Raw genomic sequence first — 16753 nt, forward strand, 5'->3', positions numbered from 1 at the left:
GGCGATAAGCCAGCCGCTATTTGGTAAATTCCCGCGATCGTGAAGCCCGCCACAGCGTCCACAGCGTGCGCAGCCGCGACGGCGGCTGCAATGCAAAGGGATTGCGCCCCCGATGCGACAGCCGATCGAGATCAGCCCGCGTCTGGCTCAACGGCAGGAACGCCGGCCGCACGGACGGCGGCACCTGCGACAGCAGCGACAAGGCTGTCGCCAGATGCTGCCGGGCTTCGGCGATAAGCTGGTTCAGCACGGCGTGGAGATTGGGCGTCTCCTTGCCCGCGAACACATCCTCCATGGTGCAGCCATGGCTGGCCAAGACCTGCTGCGGCAGGAACAACTGCCGGTGGGACGAGTCCCGCGGCAGGTTGGCAATCACCTGGGCGATGCCTTGCGCCAGCCCGGTGTGCCGCGCCAAGTGTTCGGCCGCATCCGAAGCATCACCCATGATCCGCGCCGCGAGCGCGAACAGCGCCGAAGAGGTGGCGGCCAGATAGCCTTCCAGCGCGGCCATGGTCGGCATCGGGTCGTTGTAGAGATCGAACTGATGCTCGTCGACCAGCAGAGACAACGGCTCGACCGGCAGGTCAAAATCGCGGATCGCGCGCAGGAGCTCTGCCGCCACCGGATTGCCCTCAGCGCTGCCGTGGACGACGCCCGAGAACAGATCGGTCCACCACTGAAAACGAATCTCGCCCGGCAAGGGCTGGCTCACCTGATCGCGGACGCGGACGATCTCGACATTGAAGGCGTAGAGCGCCAGCAGCGCGCGGCGCTCGGCAGCGGGGACGAACAGGGTCGCGACATAGCGCGGAAAGTCGTGGCTGCGCACGAGGTCAGCGCAGAATGTCGTGGCGTCGGGCGGCGTCGCAGCGCCGCTCATGGCACGGCAATCAGCGCAGCCGCAACGCGCCGTCGTTCGCCGATCATGATGTTGTAGGTGCGCACGGCGGGGCCGGTCTGCATGGTGTCCAGCACCACCCTCACCGCCTTGAGCGCCTGACGCAGCTCGGGCGGCGGCAGCCAGACGTCAGTTCCGGTCCCGACCAGCAGCGTGTCGATGCTGTTGGCGGCCGCAAAAACCCGCTCCAGGGAATAGCGATCGATCTTTGCCGGATCCGTCACATCCCAAGCCCAGATCGCATCGGGCAGACACAGCAGCGAGCCCCGGTGCGACATGCCGGCAAACGCGAAGCCGCCTTTGCCATAGGCCTCGATCGGCGCCGAGCGCGGGAAATGGGGAGCGTTGGGATTGCCGGCCATGAGCTCCATCCGAATGAGCCTGCTACCCTCGCAAACTCCTGCGAGGGCATGCGGTTCGGATCATGCCTTGCTTTTCTTCGCCGGCGTAGCCTCTTCCTTCGCATCTTCGCGATGCTCGCCGACACCGAGATAGATCAGGATCGGCGCCGCGATGAAGATCGAAGTGTAGGTGCCGACCAGCACCACGCCGAACATCATGACGGCCGTGAAGCTGTGGATGGCATGACCGCCGAACAGCAATAGCGCCAGCAACGCAAGCGTCACCGTCAAGTGGGTGATGATCGAGCGCGACAGCGTCGAGTTGATGGACTCGTTGAGCAGCTGCGGCATCGGCATCTTCTTGTAGCGCCGCAGCATTTCACGGATGCGGTCATAGATGACAACGGTGTCGTTGAGCGAATAGCCCAGAATGGTCAGAAGCGCCGCGATGCTGGTCAGGTCGAAATCGACCTGGCTGATCGACATGAAGCCGATGGTCAGCACGATGTCGTGCACGTTGGCGATCATGGCGCCGAGCGCGAACTGCCATTCGAACCGGAACCAGAGGTAGACCAGGATCGCAACGATCGCCAGCATCAGGCCGGCCATGCCCCAGCCCAGCAGTTCGCCGGAGACGCGTGGGCCCACCACCTCGACGCGGCGATACTCCACGGACTCGCCGAGGGCACCGCGAACCTTGTCCACGGCTTCCTGCTGCGCCTTGTCGCCGCCCGGCTGCTCGGCAACACGTAGCAGCACGTCGGCGGCACTGCCGAATTGCTGCAGCTGGACTTCGCCCAAGCCGAGGCTGCCAAGGGTCGTGCGCATCTGCGCAAGATCGGCGGTGCCCGACTTGGCCCGCACCTCCATCAAGGTGCCACCCTTGAAGTCGATGCCGAAGTTCAGGCCGTGGGTGAAGAACAGCGTGATGGCGACGATCGACAGCGCGGCCGAGATCGGAAAGCTGATGCGGCGGAAGCGCGTGAAGTCGAAATGCGTATTGTCCGGGACGATGCGCAGCGACGGCAGGACGCCAAGCACGCTGACCACGGTCAGCACTGCAATCAGGACGCCGAGAGAAATGAGAACGATTTGAGTAGTGGTCACAGTCGGCCTCGAATGATCAAATCGGCACAGTCTTCGGCCGCTTCCACTGTACCCACCAGGCCACGATCAGTCGGGTCATGGTGAAGGCGGTGAACACAGTGGTGATGATGCCGATGCCGAGCGTGACTGCGAAACCGCGCACCGGTCCGGTACCGATCATGAACAGGACGGCGGCGGCAATGAAGGTCGTGATGTTGGAATCGAGAATGGTCGCAAGCGCCCGCTTGAAGCCTGCATCGATCGCCGAGATCGGGCTTCTCCCGCCGCGCAGCTCCTCGCGGATGCGCTCATAGATCAGCACGTTGGAGTCGACCGCGATGCCGACGGTGAGCACGATGCCGGCGATGCCGGGGAGCGTCAGCGTGGCACTGAGCAGCGATAACAGGCCGAAAATCATCGCGACGTTGATGGTCACCGCGATATTGGCGAACACGCCGAACAGCCGGTACGTCACCAGCATGAACACGACGACCATGATCGAGCCGACATAGGCGGCGAGCTCGCCCTTCTCGATCGAGTCCTGGCCGAGCCCCGGACCGACGGTGCGTTCCTCGACCACCGTGAGCGGCGCAGGCAGCGCGCCGGCGCGCAAGAGGATCGCGAGGTCGTTGGCCGACTGCACGGTGAAGCTGCCGGAGATCTGGCCCTGACCGCCGGTGATCGGCTCGCGAATGACCGGCGCGGAGATCACCTTGTTGTCGAGGATGATCGCGAAGGGCACCCCGACATTCTCCTGCGTGGCCTGCGCGAACTTGCGGGAGCCCGAGCTATTGAACTTGAAGCTGACGACAGGCTCATTGGTGCGCTGGTCGAAGGTCGCCTGGGCGTCAGTCAGATCGCTGCCCGCAACCAGCACCTGCTTTTTGACCACATAGCCGGGCGGCGGCGGCGTAGCGGCCGGCAGGAATTCGGTGTCCGGGGGCAATCCGCCCTGCTGCGCCTGGTCCAGCGGCACCGAGGGATCGACCATGCGGAATTCCATCTTCGCGGTCTTGCCCAACAGCTCCTTCAAATGGGTGGGGTCCTGCAAACCCGGCACCTGCACCAGGATACGGTCGTTACCCTGGCGCTGGATGATGGGCTCGACGGTACCGAGTTCATTGACACGCTTCTCGACGATCTGGATCGACTGCTCGATGGTCTTGCGCAAACGCTCGATCATCGCCGCCTCGGGAATGCTGAGACGGATCAATCCGCCACCGGCATCGGCGACTTCAAGGTCGCGCTGGCCGCCGGACCCCATCAGGCCGCCAATCGGCTGCGCCAGCTCACGCAACTTGGCGAGCGCCGGCTGGGCATCCGCGTCCCTGATGCGCACCTCGACAGCATCGCCCTTGGTTACGATACCAGTGTAACCGATCCTGGCCTCGCGCAGCACGCGCCGGACGTCGTCGCGGATCTGGTCGAGTCTTTCCTTCTTCACATAGTTGGAGTCGACCTCAAGCTGCAGAGACGAGCCGCCCTGCAAGTCGAGGCCGAGCACGAGCCGGCGCTGCGCCCAAGCGGGCCAGGTCTTGACCTGCGCCTCGGGGAAGAAGTTCGGGACCGCACAGAGGCACACGATCAGCGCCGTCAGGATGATCCCGAGCGCCTTCCACCGCGTGAAATACAACATCGACTGGACCTGTCAGATCAGGAGATTCGAGAGACTCGCGGAGAAGCGCTCACTTCGCCGCGGCGTCGTCCTTGGCGCTTTCCTTCGCGCTGTCCTTGGCCGGCTCGCCCTTGGCGCGCACGCCCGAGATCATCGACCGCATCTGGCGCACGCGCACACCGTCGGAGATCTCGAACTCGATCTGGTCGTCGTCGACCACCTTGGTGACCTTGCCGACCAGGCCGCCCGAGGTCACGACCGTGTCGCCGCGGCGGATGTTCTTCACGAGCTCGGCGTGGTCCTTCACCTTCTTCTGCTGCGGGCGCAGAATCAGGAAGTACATGATCACGAAGATCAGGGCGAACGGCAGCAGCGACATCAACATGCTGTTGGTGTCGCCGGCGCCCGCGGCCTGGGCATACGCAGGGGTAATCAGCATTCGGACGATCCTCGTGGAAACGGGGGAAGCCGGTCAGGCCTTGACGGCGACCGGTTCGGTCAAATTCGCGCGGACTATAGCGACCACCGCCCCAATTGCAACGCTGCCAGACCGCCCTTTTGGCCACCTTGCGGCGCGCCATCAGGCCCGATAAGGCTGCATTCTCAGGAACTTCGGACATGCCCAAAAACCTTAGCAAAAGCCCGGCCGGCAAAGGCCCCCGTACCCCTGCCAGGAAGTCCGCCCAGGTCGCGGCAAAACGCCCCAAGCCCGCCCAAAAGGCGGTCTCGAAGGCTCCCCTCAAGGCGGCTCCCGACCTGTCCCAGGAGCGCCTCGTCCGCGCACTGGAGACCATCGCGGCGCATCTCGCAGCCCAGGGCAAACCGGCCGTCGAACGCGAGTCGTTCGAGCGGGCGGATGCCTATGTCTGGCATCCGGACGGCCGCCTCGCAGCGGTGCCACGGGTCAGCCGCGTCGAGCTGTTCCTGCTGAAGGGCGTCGACCGGATGCGCGACATCCTGATGGAGAACACCGAGCGCTTCGCAAGCGGCCTGCCGGCCAACAACGCCCTGCTCTGGGGCGCGCGCGGCATGGGCAAATCATCCCTGGTGAAGGCAGCCCATGCCAGCATCAACGCCGACCGCAAACCCGCCGACAGACTGAAGCTGATCGAGATACATCGCGAGGACATCGAAACGCTGCCGATGCTGATGGAGAAGCTTCGCGATTCGAGCTTCCGCTTCATCGTATTCATCGACGACCTCTCCTTCGACGGCAACGACGCGTCCTACAAGTCGCTCAAGGCCGTGCTCGAGGGCGGCATCGAGGGCCGGCCCGAGAACGTCATCCTGTATGCCACCTCCAACCGCCGCCATCTGCTGGCGCGCGACATGATCGAGAACGAACGCTCGACCGCGATCAATCCCGGCGAAGCCGTCGAGGAAAAGGTCTCGCTGTCGGATCGCTTCGGCCTCTGGCTCGGCTTCCACCGTTGCAGCCAGGACGAATATCTCGCCATGGTGCGCGGCTATTGCGGCCATTTCGGCATCAAGATCGACGACGAGGCGCTGGAGCGCGAGGCCTTGGAATGGTCGACCACGCGCGGCTCGCGCTCGGGCCGTGTGGCCTGGCAATTCGTGCAGGAGCTGGCGGGCCGGCTAGGTGTGAAGCTGACGGCGAAATAGCCGAAGCTGCAACTCAGCGAACAACGAATATCGCCCGCTTTCGCGGGCGATAACTGCGTTGTTACGAAGAGAGAACGGGGGCCCGACGTCAACCTCAAGCCCCATTCAGGAATTGAAGCGGGTCAACCGGGCTCGATCCCTTACGGATCTCGAAGTGGAGCTGCGGCGACGCCACCTCCCCGGATTGACCCGACTTGGCAATGACCTGACCGCGCTTAATCGAATCGCCGCGCTTCACCAGCAGCTCACTCGCATGGGCATATGCGGTGACGTAGCCGTTGGAGTGCCGAACCAGGACCAGATTGCCGTACCCCTTCAGCTCGTTGCCGGAATAGGCAACGACACCGTCTTCCGCCGCCTTGATCGGCGTCCCCTCGGGCACCGCGACGTTGATGCCGTCATTGGACTTGCCGTTGGTCTTGGCGCCGTAGCTCGTGATCACCTTGCCGCGCACCGGCCAGCGGAAGGTCGGCAGCGAGCTTGTGGTCTCTGCCGCCTTCGCCGGCGCCTCGGCTGGCTTCTCTTCGATATTGGTGGTTGCCTGGGCCAGGCGCGCGCTCTGCGCAGGCCCGGCGACGGCAGCCACCTTGGTGGCAGGGACTGGAGTTGCCGCAACCGGCTGTAGCGCGGCCGCCACGGGGGCCGCCGTGACGGGCGCCGGAGCAAGCGGAGCCGCAACTGCCGCGGTCTTGGCGCCCGGCACGGTCAGCTTGGTACCGAGCCTGAGCTTCGCCGACGGCTCGAGACCATTGGCGCGGGCGAGCTCGGCCGCGGAGATATGGTTCTTCCGCGCGATGCTGGCGAGCGTGTCGCCGTGATTGACGAAGTGGAAGCTCGACGGTGCGGCTGCCGCAGCAACCGCCTTCGGCGCCACTGCGGGGGCAGCGGCGACTGCAGCAGGTGCACCCGGATGCGGGATGATCAGTTGTTGGCCAGGCGACAGCGCACGCGGGCCTTTGTAACCGTTGGCGGCCATGATCGCCTGCGGCGTGACGTGATAGCGCTTGGCGAGCACGTCGAGCGTGTCGCTGGTGCCGACGATGATCTTGGTCCCCCCGGCCGGTTGGGCTGCCGCAACCGAACGCGGCGGCACGGTGCCGGTGGCCTCAAGATGCGGCTGGGCCGGCGGCGTGTAGGAGCCGAGGCCACGCCCGCCTCCCGAGACGCCCCCACCCGCGGCGACGGGATAGGATTGCGGTGCGGCAACCGCTGGCGGCAAGGGCTGGGATTGGTAATAGCCGGGCTGAGTCTGCGGCCGCGCATACTGCGGCAGCTCACGCTGCGGCGGCGGAGCCTGCTGCACCGAACCGGTCGATTCAGAGAAGGGATTGGAGAAGTTCGACTGGGACAGCCGCGACGACATGTCGGCACTGCACCCTGCGAAGCTGAAGGAAATCAGCGCCAGCACCGCGACCTGCGGTACGCGGCGCGAGTAAAGCAACTCGGCGACAACAGACATGGTTACTCACTCGTACGCAACAGAACTGGTGTTTTAAGTAAACACGCGTCGAGTAAATAACGGCTTAACCCTCCCAATAAGATGTTGGATGTGCAACCAATCCGGAATTCTACAGCTCACGCGCCACTCCGGGCAGCGCCGGCACGAAGCGGACCTCGACGAGTTCCTTGCGTTCGATGCCGGATTCGGTCCGGCTGAGGCGCGTCAGCGTCTGCACGCCCTGATGAGGGCCGACCGGCGCGATCAGGATGCCGCCGATGTCGAGCCGCTCGATCAGGTTCTCCGGAATCTGCTCAACCGCGGCGGTAACGATGATGCGGTCGAACGGACCGATATTCGACGGCAAATTGAGACCGTCGCCGAGCATCACCTCGACATTGTGACAATTCAGCTTTTCAAGCCTGGCGCGTGCGTCGTCAGCTAGCTTGCGATAGCGCTCGACCGTCAACACCTGCCCCGCGAGGCGCGACAGCACGGCGGCCTGATAGCCGGAGCCGGTGCCGATCTCGAGCACGCGGTGTTGCTTCTGGAGCTGGAGCTGCTCGGTCATATAGGCGACGACGAAGGGCTGACTGATCGTCTGCCCGCAGGCGATCGGCAGTGCGCTGTCACGATAGGCGCCATCCCGATCAGAGGCCTCGACGAACAGCTCACGCGGCACCTCCTCCATGGTCCGCAACACGGTCTGGTCACTGATGCCGCGACGCCTCAGCGTGAGCTGAAACATCATCTTTTCCGGCGGAGGCTGGTTGGAGGTCATCGCTGCTTATGTTGTCTCGTCCGGAACCGGAATCTTGTTCCCGTTCAGGAACCCATGATAGCCTTACGACTTGGCATTTGACCACAAATTGACTTGCAGCGGAGGGGCCACCGCGGCGTTTTCAAGTGTCGGTTGGCCGAAACGCGCATTGCTTCGATTCGTGTTATCTGCGAACGTTTTCGCGAATGGGCAAGGACTCAACGACAATGACCGCGACAGGGCTTTCCGGCCGCTCTGTATTCCTCGTCGAGGACGAGGTGATGATCCGCATGATGGTTGCGGATATGCTGGAGGAGCTTGGCTACAAGGTCGCGGCCGAAGCGGGAGACATTTCCGAGGCAATGCGGCTCGCCCAGGCCACGGAGTTCGACATCGCCATTCTCGACGTCAACGTCAACGGGAAGGTCATTTCCCCGGTCGCCGACGTCATCAAGGCCAAGGGCTGTCCCTTTATCTTCGCAACCGGCTACGGCTCGTCGGGCCTGCCCGAGCAATATCGTGATCGGCCCGCCCTTCAGAAGCCATTTCAGCTCGACGCGCTCGGCAAGACCATCGAAGCCGCGCTTCGCAACGATTAGCCTCTACTTGAGCGTCGCGCTCAGCTCTTCGGAAAACGCTTCATTGGTGCGGTCGAGGCGGAGCGGCGTGACCGAGACGTAGCGCTCGCGCAACGCTGCGAGATCGGTGCCGTCCGCCGGCGTGTCCATCATCGCCGCGCGCTCGAAGCCGATCCAGAAATAGGGATTGTTGCGGCCGTCCCTGCGTTCGTCGATCCGCAAGAAACCGAGATTGCGCTTGCCCTGTCGGGTCACGCGAATGCCGAGCACGTCCTCCGGCGCGCAGGACGGGAAGTTGACGTTGATGACGGTATCCTTCGGGATCCCGGCCTTGATCACCTTGCGCAGGATGTCGGGGCCGAACTTGCGCGCGGTGTCCCACGGTGGCCGCTCGCGGGTTTCGACGCTGAATTCCTGAGACAGCGCGAATGAAGGTATGCCCAGAATGGTGCCTTCGAGCGCGCCGGCGATGGTGCCGGAATAGACCACGTCCTCGGCGACGTTGCGACCTTTGTTCACGCCGGAGAGCACGACGTCGGGCAGCTCGGCACCGAGGATGTGGCGCGCGCCCATGATCACGCAGTCGGTCGGCGTGCCGCGCACCGCAAAGTGCCGTGGGCCAACTTCGCGCAGTCGCAGCGGATCGTTCAGCGACAGCGAATGAGACACGCCGGACTGATCGAGCTCGGGCGCCACCACCCACACATCGTCGGACAGCGCGCGTGCGATCTCCTCAACGACCTTGAGGCCGGGAGCGTGGATGCCGTCGTCATTGGTGCAGAGAATGCGCATGCCGGTGGTCGATTCCTGAAACGAGGTCAGGCCGTCTTATCCGGCTGGGACCGATCAGGCAAACCGGCTTCGACGCAGATCTCACCCGCGATCCCCGCCCATTGCCGCAACGCAACAATCGAGCCCATTCCGCCCTAGCGGCGGATACGCCATTGCGGCAGGAATCGCGCGAGCCGCCCCTCCGCATACAGCTTCATCTCCGGCACGACGGAGCTGACGGCGGGTGTGTCGACCACTCCGAGCGCCTCCAGATGAGCAACCATCGGGTCCAGCGCGGATGCTTGCGGAAAGCGTTCGCGCGCTACCGCAAGCGCCTTGTCGAAATCCGCGGCATTCACACCCGGCTTTGCCCGCCGACTCCCCACGAGATCATCGTCCCAGAGTCGGGCGACCTCGATGTCCAGCACGCCACGCAGGCGCTGATCCACGGCCTGGATCCCGGCACCCGTCACCGCCCATTGTCTGCCGATCCAGAAGATGTCGCGGTGCAAGGCCATGAACAGAGGTCAGCGTTGTCGGAGATCGGCAGGATAGCCGGCCGTCCGATCTTCGCAACCAAACGTTTTGACGTTCAGGCCGGCAACCGCCCTACTCGCGTGCGATCACCTTCAGCCCACCCATATAGGGCTGCAGCACGCTGGGGACAGCGATCGAGCCGTCCTCCTGTTGATAGGTCTCCATCACGGCGATCAGCGCGCGGCCGACGGCCGTGCCCGAGCCATTCAACGTGTGCACGAAGCGCGGCTTGCCATCCGGGCCGCGCGAGCGCGCATCCATGCGCCGCGCCTGGAAGTCGCCGCAGACCGAGCAGCTCGATATCTCGCGGAACATGCCGCCCTCGCCTTGCCCAGGCATCCACACCTCGATGTCATAGGTTTTTTGCGACGAGAAACCCATATCCCCTGCGCAGAGCGTCATCACGCGATAATGCAGGTCGAGCTTCTGCAGCACCTGCTCGGCGCAGGACAGCATCCGCTCGAGTTCATCCCTGCTGGTTTCGGGCGTGGTGATCGAGACCAGTTCGACCTTGGTGAACTGGTGCTGGCGGATCATGCCGCGGGTATCGCGTCCCGCCGCGCCCGCCTCGGCGCGGAAGCACGGCGTCAGCGCGGTGAGACGCATGGGGAGTTGCTTCTCGTCGAGAATGGATTCACGCGCGAGATTGGTGAGCGACACTTCCGCGGTCGGGATCAGGCCGAGGCGTTCGGTCTTCAGCCGCTCATGATCGGGCGCGGCCAGCAGCTCGCCCTTGATGGCCCAGAACTGATCGTCCTCGAATTTCGGCAACTGCCCGGTCCCGAACATCACCTCGTTGCGCACGAGCAGCGGCGGGTTGATCTCGGTATAGCCGTGTTCGGTGGTATGCAGGTCCAGCATGAATTGACCGATCGCGCGTTCGAGACGCGCGAGCCCCTTCTTCAGGACGACAAAGCGCGCACCGGAAAGCTTCGCCGCGGCCTCGAAATCCATGTAGCCGAGCGCGGTGCCGAGATCGTCGTGCAGCTTCGGCGCGAAGCCGTAATTGCGCCTGGCACCGAACACGTGGTGCTGGACGTTACCGTGCTCGTCGACACCATCGGGCACTTCATCGAACGGGATGTTCGGGATCGCGGAGAGCTCCCTCGTCAGCTCCTCGTCGGCCGCCTTCGCAGCGGCCTCGAGCTCCGGCATCGTGGTCTTGAGCTCGGCGACCTCGGCCATCAGCTTGGCCGCGCGCGCCTCGTCTTTTGCCTTCTTGGCGTCACCAATTTCCTTGGACGCAGCATTGCGCCGCGCCTGCGCCTGCTCCGAGGCCAGGATCGCCGCCCGCCGCCTCTCGTCGATCGCGAGCAGCGATGCCGACAGCGGCGCCAAGCCGCGTCGGGCAAGGCCGGCGTCGAAGACTTGCGGATTGTCGCGGATCGATTTGATGTCGTGCATGGCGGCGGTCCTGAATCACCGCGTCAACATACAACGGAGAACGTTGTCAATTTACATTGGCGCGCGCGCTTCCCCCTAGCACAGCTGTCATCGCCAGCGAAAGCGGGCGATCCAGTATTCCAGAAGCGGCAGTGATTCTCCGAGGAGCTGCGGCGTACTTGAGTCGCCGCTTTCGCGGGGAATGACATCGGGGGTAAGCCGCCCTTACTCGGCCGGATTGGCCGGTGTCGAGACGTCGGTGCTGGTCGTAGACTGCGAAGCCGCCGCCTTCTTCTCCACCATCGCCACCGAGATGATCGAACCCTCGTAAAGTGCAAGCAGGGGAATCGCGAGCGAGCACTGACTCAGGATATCCGGCGGCGTCAGGACTGCCGCGATGATGAAAGCCAGGACGATGAAATAGCGGCGCTTCTCGCGCAGCATTTTCGAGGTGATGATGCCGACCCGCCCGAGCAGCGTCAGGATCACCGGAAGCTGGAAGGCAATGCCGAAGGCGAAGATCAGCGACATCATCAGCGACAGATATTCGCCGACCTTGGGCAGGAGCTGGATCTGGGCGGTCTCCGCGCCGCCCATCTGCTGCATGCCGAGCGAGAAGCGCACCAGCATCGGGAGCACGACGAAATAAACCAGCGTCGCACCGAGCACGAAGAAGAACGGCGTCGCGACCAGATACGGCAGGAAGGCCTGCTTCTCATGCTTGTAGAGGCCGGGCGCGACGAACTTGTAGATTTGCGTCGCGACGATCGGGAACGAGATGAAGCCGGCCCCGAACAGCGCGAGCTTGAGCTGGGTGATGAAGTATTCCAGCAGCGCCGTGTAGATGAATTTCGAGTTCTCAGCGCCTGCCACCCACACGAACGGCCAGACCAGCACGTTGTAGATCTGCTTGGCGAAGAAGAAGCAGAAGATGAAGGCCACGCCGAAGCCGAGCAGCGCCTTGATCAGCCGCGAGCGCAGCTCGATCAGATGGTCCATCAGCGGGGCTTTGCTGGCCTCGATATCGGCGTCGCTCATGACGCTTTGGCGTCCTTGATCGCTTCGGAGGGCGCGGTGTCCTGCGCCACCGATGACTGCTCGACCTCACTGACAATGGCGAGCGGCTCATTCACCGCCGCATGCGCCTCGGCCTCCACGAAAGTCTCCGGTGTCGGCGCTTCAGGCGTGGTCGGGGTTACCGGCGCTTCACTTGAAGTCGCTGGCGGTTCGACAGCAGTCGTCGTGGGCGCCTCAGCCGGCTTGTCGAGCGCATCGACGCGGAGCGCGTCGCTGACGTCCTTCTGGAGCGAGGTCATCAGACCGCCGCTCGTGAAGCCGCTGGCGGCTTCCTTCACCTCGTCAAAGCTCTTCTTGAGGTCGGCCATCTCGGCCTCGCGCATCGCTTCCTGGAACTGCCCCTGAAATTCGGCAGCCATCTTGCGGGCCTTGCCCATCCACTGCCCGACCATGCGCAGCACGCCCGGCAGCTCTTTCGGGCCAATGGCGACCAAGGCCACGACCCCGATCAGAACCAGCTCACTCCAGCCGATGTCGAACATGACGTCTTCCGTTCACGCGAAGTCACCTATCGGCCCAATCCCTCACCCGCAGGATCGGTCCGCTTCCGGCGTCTCGCGTGCTCCTGGCTCAGACGGCCTTGCTGCCGACGTCGGACCGCGCCGCAGTCGGCGCCGCATTGTGCTCGATGGACTTCGAGGGCTCCTGCTTCTCGGCAGGTTTATCGTCGTCCTGCATGCCCTTCTTGAAGGCCTTGATGCCCTGCGCCACGTCGCCCATCAGATCCGAAATCTTGCCGCGGCCGAACAGCAGCAGGACCACTGCGATCACCAAGATCCAGTGCCAAATGCTAAGTGAACCCATCCTGCAACCCTCCAAACGCGCATGGCCGGGACCCGGCCGATCTTGACCGGAACGTAGGCTTCGCAGGCCTCAAAAACAAGGACCAAGACAGCGCCAATTCGCTGTTGGCGCTACGCAATCTTGCTAGTGTTAACCGGTCGGAGGGGACCCGTAGAAGGCCGGAGGATCACTCCTCGCTTCCGCCCTCGCCGCCCTCCGGTGGTGTCTCGGGCTCGACCGCAGGCGCCAGTGCCAGATCGAGCTCCTCGCCGGGTTCCAAGGGATCCTCGTCCTCACGCAGCGCCGGATCATCCGAGGGAGTCGGTACGCTGAAACCAGTCGGCAGGCGCGAATCGAGAAGGCCAGTGCCCTTCAGCTCCTCGAGCCCCGGGAGATCGCCAAGCTGCTCCAGGGTGAATTGCGACAGGAACTCCTCGGTGGTTCCGAAAGTCAGGGGACGGCCGGGTGTCTTGCGGCGGCCCCGCGGCTTGATCCAACCGGTTTCCAGGAGCACGTCGAGCGTGCCCTTCGAGGTCACCACGCCGCGGATTTCTTCGATCTCGGCACGTGTCACAGGCTGGTGATAGGCGATGATGGCCAGCACCTCGATCGCCGCGCGCGACAGGCGCCGGGTCTCGTGGCTCTCGCGCGTCATCAGCCAGGAGAGATCGCCGGCGGTGCGGAACGTCCATTTGTTGGCAACCCGCACGAGGTTCACGCCGCGCGACGCATAGTCGGCCTGGAGCTGCTCAAGCGCAGCCTTCACATCCACCCCTTCGGGCATGCGCTTGGCCAGCGTCGCGGTATCCAGCGGTTCACTCGAGGCGAACAGCAGCGCTTCCAGCAGCCGCAACTCCTCGGGACGTGCCTGGGATTCGTTCTCCATCGGCTCGGCCTCTTCTACCCGCACTTCAGCCAGGCTTGCCATGGCAGCTTCTCCTTCTTGCACTTAACCGACCGGCGCGTCGGGCGCAGGAGCTGCGCCCACGACCGGTTTCCCGCGCCCCTTGCGGAAATAAATGGGCGCAAACGCCTCTTTCTGGTTCAGCTCGAGCTGACCTTCGCGCACGAGCTCGAGCGCAGCGGCGAAGCTCGAGGCGAACACCGTCGCGCGCTGCGTCGGATCGGCGACGTGACGGATCAGGAAATCGTCGAGCACGCCCCAATCGTCCTGTTCGGTGATGCTGCCGACCAGCCGCTCCAGAGTGGCGCGCGCCTCGGCGAGCGACCACACCGTGCGCTTTGCCAGATGCACGCTCGCCAGCACGCGCGACTGGCGCTGCGAGGCATAGGCCGTCAGCAAATCGTACAGCGTCGCGGTGTATTTCGGATGCTTGATCTCGGCGATCTGCTCGGGCTCGCCACGCGGGAAAATGTCGCGCAGCAATTGCTGCCGGTTCATCAGCCGGTTGGCGGCTTCGCGAATGGCTTCGAGACGGCGCAGACGGTTCGCGAGCGCGGTCGCCATTTCCTCGGCGCTCGGCCCCTCCGCACTGGGCGGCTCAGGCAGCAGCAGGCGCGACTTCAGAAAGGCGAGCCAGGCCGCCATTACAAGATAATCGGCAGCAAGCTCGAGGCGGATCTTTCGCGCAGCTTCGATAAAGTGAAGATACTGATCGGCAAGCGCCAGGATCGAGATCTTGGCAAGATCGACCTTTTGCTGCCGCGCCAGCGCCAGCAACAGATCGAGCGGACCCTCATAGCCCTCGACGTCGACCACCAACGCCGGCTCGCCCTCGGCCAGCTCTGCGGGCCGCCCGGTTTCAAACGATAGAATTTCTGCGGTCATGCGGATGCCGTGGTTGCGGTCAATGCGTCCCGTTGCGCATTGTCGTTGCTGTGGAGCGGTGCGCCGGCCGCGAACGTGACGCGTTTTCGTCCGCCAATGCTTCCCGCCAGCGCCTTCATCGGCACGTCACTACTCATCAACAAATCTTGGAACCCGATTGCGCTGCGAATCACCTGAGTAATCATTGTCGCAGAAGTCGTCACTGGATGGACTGGGTCCGAGGCGCCATCCACGGGAATGGTGAGAGCGGCGAGATTGACCGCAAGGGCCTGTCGCGCGGCCAATTCCTCAGCAACAGCCGTAGCTTGGATCGAGATCTCGAAGCTAAACCTGAAGGAAATGACGTCCCACCGGCATTCGGCACGGACAAGCGCCCGCCCAGCGGCGGTCAGTTCCGTTCCGGATACGCCGGTATTGAAAGCCCGCGTGCTCATAGGGCCGATTAACCCTGCCCCAAGAGGGGGTCAAGGAAACTGCCGCTAATTCCTCTGGACGAAGCAGGCAGACAAGCCGGCGGACTTGAGGTTGTTGCAAGCTTGCGTCGCTTCTTCGGCCGAACCGTAGGGACCGGCAAAGGCGCGGTAGACGATCCCCTTGCCCTTCTCCGTCAAATCGACCCGCTTGATCACCGGCGAGCGGGATCCGAGCACGCTGCCATATTTGCTCTGCAGCACACGGTATGACGCGGCGGCGCTCTCCTCGCTCTGCTGCGAGGACACCTGCACCACATAGCCGCCACCGCCGCTGCTCGCTGGCGCGATCTGCGTCGGATTGGTCGCGGCCATGCGCTGCGGCGGCTCAGCCGGCGCGGCTTGCGGCGCCAGCGAAAGCGGCTGGTTGACACTGGCATTCGCGGAGGTCGGCGGCGTACGCGGCGCGGCAATGGGCTTGGCTGGCGCGACGGGCTTGACGGGCGACGGCGCAGCGGCCTGAGGCGCGGTACTGTCGGTTTGATCACCCTTCACAACCACGACCTTGACTGAGCGAGGCGAAGCGTTCGGCATCGTCCCGTTGCTCGGCACCGGACCGGCGCTCTGCGGCGGAACGGTGGACGGCGAAACGCTCGCAACCGGCGGCGGGTTGGCATTCTGGTTCAGCGGCGGGAATATCACGCGGGGACCGGCCGCCTTGGCGTTTACGTCGACGGGAGCCTCCTCGCGCGGCACGATCTTCTCGCTACCGTCACCGCTCACCATGCGGTCCGGCACCTTGGCCGAGGAGTCCGACGGCGCCGGCACGATCTTGGTCGGCGTGTTATCGGCCTTGATAATTGGCGGCTCACCGCTGCGGGGCGAACCGATATAGGTCTTGTAAGCAAAGGCCGCACCGGTGCCGACCACGGCGAGCGCGAGGATTGCCGCGACCGTCATCATGCCGCCGCGCGACTTCCGGGGCTCGTCGAGATCGGCCTCGGGATAGTCGCTCTGGAACGCATAGGGATCATCCGGATAGGCCGGCTCACGTTGAAAATCCTGCTCGCCCGCCTCAAGCCGCCCGTAGAGCGCATCATCGTAGCGCGCCGGATCGGGCTGCTCGTACGGCGCCGCGTCGGCCTGCTCCTGATGATAGGCTTGATCCCGATAGGCCTGATCCTGATATGCCTGCGGCTGATGATACTGCGGCTCGGGCGCAGCCGACTGGGCGGAGTAGCGATGCAACGGATGAACCGGATTTACGGCGACGGGATAGTCAGGCTCGGGCGCCGGCTGCGGCTGCACGTTGGCACGCCGCATCCATGAGGGCGGCCCCGGCTGCGGCGGCGGTGCAGGCTCGGGGTCATCCTGCTGATACTCGTCCTGCGGATAATCGTCGTCCTGATAAGTTTGAGCCGGTGCGACTGCTGCCGGCCGCGCACCCGGGCGCCCCTGCGGCGCGAATGGATCGGTCTGGCCGATCAGGCGGGCGAGCTCGGCCAAGGGATCGTTTTCCGCCTTCCCATGCTGGTCGGCGCCGCGACCATAGTCATCGGAGGGAAACGGTCTGTCGTAATATCGATCGGCCATCGTGATGATGCGTCCCTTCGGGAAAGCCGCGCGCCCCTCGACCAAGGCGCGGCTTTCGACCCACAAGGCTT

General features: G+C 64.2%; 19 protein-coding genes. 2 read left to right on the top strand and 17 right to left on the bottom strand.

Annotated elements, in window-relative coordinates; genetic code table 11:
• Positions 1 to 16: 16 nt before the first annotated feature.
• The 5 genes from X265_RS20175 to yajC are packed head-to-tail and all read right to left on the bottom strand — an operon-like array spanning position 17 to position 4379.
• The gene (locus X265_RS20175; protein ID WP_128966398.1) at positions 17 to 880 is read right to left on the bottom strand and encodes a phytoene/squalene synthase family protein; all 864 of its coding nucleotides are present in this window, start codon (positions 878 to 880) and stop codon (positions 17 to 19) included.
• The gene (locus X265_RS20180) at positions 877 to 1260 is read right to left on the bottom strand and encodes an Mth938-like domain-containing protein (RefSeq protein WP_128966399.1); all 384 of its coding nucleotides are present in this window, start codon (positions 1258 to 1260) and stop codon (positions 877 to 879) included. The genes X265_RS20175 and X265_RS20180 overlap by 4 nt, the downstream gene beginning before the upstream one ends.
• Before the next feature lie 60 nt (positions 1261 to 1320).
• Positions 1321 to 2346, bottom strand: a complete 1026-nt coding sequence (gene secF, locus X265_RS20185) for a protein translocase subunit SecF (RefSeq protein WP_128966400.1) — start codon at positions 2344 to 2346, stop codon at positions 1321 to 1323.
• 16 nt (positions 2347 to 2362) lie between these two features.
• Positions 2363 to 3961 (bottom strand): protein translocase subunit SecD, encoded by a 1599-nt coding sequence (gene secD, locus X265_RS20190; RefSeq protein WP_128966401.1) that lies wholly within the window; start codon positions 3959 to 3961, stop codon positions 2363 to 2365.
• A 49-nt stretch (positions 3962 to 4010) separates the two neighbouring features.
• Positions 4011 to 4379, bottom strand: a complete 369-nt coding sequence (gene yajC / locus X265_RS20195) for a preprotein translocase subunit YajC (RefSeq protein ID WP_092229337.1) — start codon at positions 4377 to 4379, stop codon at positions 4011 to 4013.
• Between the two features lie 179 nt (positions 4380 to 4558).
• Here yajC and X265_RS20200 point away from each other — a divergent pair, with 179 nt between their 5' ends.
• On the top strand, positions 4559 to 5563 hold the full coding sequence (locus tag X265_RS20200; protein ID WP_128966402.1) for an ATP-binding protein: 1005 nt from the start codon (positions 4559 to 4561) through the stop codon (positions 5561 to 5563).
• A gap of 94 nt (positions 5564 to 5657) precedes the next feature.
• Here the strand turns inward: X265_RS20200 and X265_RS20205 are convergent, their stop codons facing one another.
• Together X265_RS20205 and X265_RS20210 are read right to left on the bottom strand one after the other, a co-directional pair.
• Positions 5658 to 7022, bottom strand: a complete 1365-nt coding sequence (locus X265_RS20205) for a LysM peptidoglycan-binding domain-containing M23 family metallopeptidase (protein ID WP_128966403.1) — start codon at positions 7020 to 7022, stop codon at positions 5658 to 5660.
• A gap of 109 nt (positions 7023 to 7131) precedes the next feature.
• A complete protein-coding gene (locus tag X265_RS20210; protein WP_128966404.1) occupies positions 7132 to 7782 on the bottom strand; it encodes a protein-L-isoaspartate(D-aspartate) O-methyltransferase in 651 nt (216 codons plus the stop codon).
• A 206-nt stretch (positions 7783 to 7988) separates the two neighbouring features.
• Between X265_RS20210 and X265_RS20215 the strand changes: the two genes are divergently transcribed.
• Complete coding sequence (locus X265_RS20215) at positions 7989 to 8360, top strand: response regulator (RefSeq protein WP_128966405.1); 372 nt, start codon at positions 7989 to 7991, stop codon at positions 8358 to 8360.
• Between the two features lie 3 nt (positions 8361 to 8363).
• On the opposite strand, the gene surE is transcribed toward X265_RS20215, so the two are convergent.
• The 10 genes from surE to X265_RS20265 form a co-directional block, all read right to left on the bottom strand.
• Positions 8364 to 9131, bottom strand: a complete 768-nt coding sequence (gene surE, locus X265_RS20220) for a 5'/3'-nucleotidase SurE (protein ID WP_128966406.1) — start codon at positions 9129 to 9131, stop codon at positions 8364 to 8366.
• A 134-nt stretch (positions 9132 to 9265) separates the two neighbouring features.
• Positions 9266 to 9628, bottom strand: coding sequence for a hypothetical protein (locus tag X265_RS20225; protein WP_128966407.1), 363 nt, complete (start codon positions 9626 to 9628; stop codon positions 9266 to 9268).
• A 91-nt stretch (positions 9629 to 9719) separates the two neighbouring features.
• Complete coding sequence (serS, locus tag X265_RS20230) at positions 9720 to 11051, bottom strand: serine--tRNA ligase (RefSeq protein ID WP_128966408.1); 1332 nt, start codon at positions 11049 to 11051, stop codon at positions 9720 to 9722.
• A 204-nt stretch (positions 11052 to 11255) separates the two neighbouring features.
• Positions 11256 to 12068 (bottom strand): twin-arginine translocase subunit TatC, encoded by an 813-nt coding sequence (tatC, locus tag X265_RS20235; protein WP_128966409.1) that lies wholly within the window; start codon positions 12066 to 12068, stop codon positions 11256 to 11258.
• The gene (gene tatB, locus X265_RS20240; RefSeq protein ID WP_128966410.1) at positions 12065 to 12589 is read right to left on the bottom strand and encodes a Sec-independent protein translocase protein TatB; all 525 of its coding nucleotides are present in this window, start codon (positions 12587 to 12589) and stop codon (positions 12065 to 12067) included. Before tatB ends, tatC begins: the two co-directional genes overlap by 4 nt.
• 88 nt (positions 12590 to 12677) lie before the next feature.
• A complete protein-coding gene (locus tag X265_RS20245) occupies positions 12678 to 12911 on the bottom strand; it encodes a twin-arginine translocase TatA/TatE family subunit (protein ID WP_027529733.1) in 234 nt (77 codons plus the stop codon).
• A gap of 166 nt (positions 12912 to 13077) precedes the next feature.
• Positions 13078 to 13818, bottom strand: coding sequence for an SMC-Scp complex subunit ScpB (gene scpB, locus X265_RS20250; RefSeq protein ID WP_164938702.1), 741 nt, complete (start codon positions 13816 to 13818; stop codon positions 13078 to 13080).
• A 21-nt stretch (positions 13819 to 13839) separates the two neighbouring features.
• Complete coding sequence (locus tag X265_RS20255) at positions 13840 to 14679, bottom strand: segregation and condensation protein A (protein WP_128966412.1); 840 nt, start codon at positions 14677 to 14679, stop codon at positions 13840 to 13842.
• The gene (locus X265_RS42330) at positions 14676 to 15113 is read right to left on the bottom strand and encodes a hypothetical protein (RefSeq protein ID WP_244659501.1); all 438 of its coding nucleotides are present in this window, start codon (positions 15111 to 15113) and stop codon (positions 14676 to 14678) included. The genes X265_RS20255 and X265_RS42330 overlap by 4 nt, the downstream gene beginning before the upstream one ends.
• A 45-nt stretch (positions 15114 to 15158) precedes the next feature.
• Complete coding sequence (locus tag X265_RS20265; RefSeq protein WP_128969348.1) at positions 15159 to 16682, bottom strand: SPOR domain-containing protein; 1524 nt, start codon at positions 16680 to 16682, stop codon at positions 15159 to 15161.
• Between the last annotated feature and the right edge of the window lie 71 nt (positions 16683 to 16753).

The sequence above is a fragment of the Bradyrhizobium guangdongense genome (assembly GCF_004114975.1).
Lineage (GTDB): Bacteria > Pseudomonadota > Alphaproteobacteria > Rhizobiales > Xanthobacteraceae > Bradyrhizobium > Bradyrhizobium guangdongense.